The following is a 1,355-nucleotide window of genomic DNA, read 5'->3' as shown; positions in this document are numbered from 1 at the left end:
GGAGGTATCCGGAATTTAGTGTGTGAGGCGGGTTGAGATTCAGACTCCGATGTTGAATCGTTCCGGGTAAAGCAGCGCAAACTGGGTCATCGCGCTTTTCCAATCGTGTCGGGAACCGGTCCACTTGGCAACGACGTTGCGCAGGGCCAGCCAGATCAGCTTGAGCGCGGCCTCGTCCGACGGGAAATGGCCGCGCGCCTTGATGATCTTTCGAAGCTGCATGTGCAGCGACTCGATGGCGTTGGTCGTATATACAATTTTCCGGATATCGGGCGCGAAGGCATAGAACGGAATCACCTGATCCCAGGCTCGTCGCCAGAGGGCGGCAATCGGTGGGTATTTCGTACCCCACGGGCTCGTATCGAACGCATCCAGCGCCACGGCGGCCGCTTCGGCCGACGGTGCCCGATAGACTTCCTTGAGCGCCGCCGCGACGGATTTCCGGTCTTTCCAGCTGGCGAAGTCCAGCGAGTTCCGGATCAGATGCACGATGCAGGTCTGGACCGTCGTTTCCGGGAACACCGTGTTGATTGCTTCCGGAAAGCCCTTCAGGCCGTCGACCACGGCAATCAGGATGTCCTGCACGCCACGCAGCTTCAGGTCGTTCACCACCCGCAGCCAGAACTTGGCCCCCTCGGTCTGCTCGATCCAGAGGCCCAGCACGTCACGTGTGCCGTCGCGGCGCACGCCTAGCGCCAGGTAGATCGCCTTGTTGCGGACCACGCCTTCGTCGCGGATCTTGACGCGCAAGGCGTCGAAGAACACCACCGGGTACATTGGCTCGAGCGGCCGCTGTTGCCACTCGCGCACTTCGTCGATCACCGCATCGGTGACGGTGCTGATGAAGTCCGGCGACACCTCAATGCCGTACATCTCCAGCAAGAAGCCCTGAATCTCCCGCACGCTCATGCCGCGTGCGTACATCGCGATGATCTTGTCGTCGAAGCCGGTGAAACGCCGTTCGCCCTTGGCGATCAGCACCGGGTCGAAGGTGCCTTCGCGGTCGCGTGGAATCTCGACGTCGAGCAGGTCGTCATCGGTCGCGATGCGCTTGCGGCTGGTGCCGTTGCGATGGTTCGTGCTGCCGGCCGGCTTGGCTTCGCCCTTCTCGTAGCCGAGGTGGTGGGTCAACTCGCCACCCAGCGCACGCTCGAAGATCGCCTTCTTGAGCGCAGCGAGCTGCTCGTTGATCGTTGCGCGGTCCAACGTCCCGGGCACCAGTTGCTTGATCAGTTCCGGGTCCAGGTTCAAGCCCTTGCCCGGTTCTACGGTCGCTTCTTCCTTGCGTTTGCGTGGCATAAAGTGGCTCCTTGGCCATCAGTTTATGCCTCACACACAAAGGTTCGGATAGGCTC

General features: G+C 61.5%; 1 protein-coding gene. It reads right to left on the bottom strand.

Going from position 1 to position 1,355, the window contains the following annotated elements; genetic code table 11:
• Window positions 1-39: 39 nt before the first annotated feature.
• The gene (locus SB771_RS33390; RefSeq protein WP_175662729.1) at window positions 40-1,299 is read right to left on the bottom strand and encodes an IS256-like element IS1356 family transposase; all 1,260 of its coding nucleotides are present in this window, start codon (window positions 1,297-1,299) and stop codon (window positions 40-42) included.
• Window positions 1,300-1,355: the final 56 nt, after the last annotated feature.

Origin of the sequence: Burkholderia sp. SIMBA_051, from assembly GCF_046534915.1 — a bacterium.
Lineage (GTDB): Bacteria > Pseudomonadota > Gammaproteobacteria > Burkholderiales > Burkholderiaceae > Burkholderia > Burkholderia ambifaria.
The sequence above is the reverse complement of the archived record's forward strand: the minus strand, read 5'-3'. Positions and strand labels throughout refer to the sequence as shown.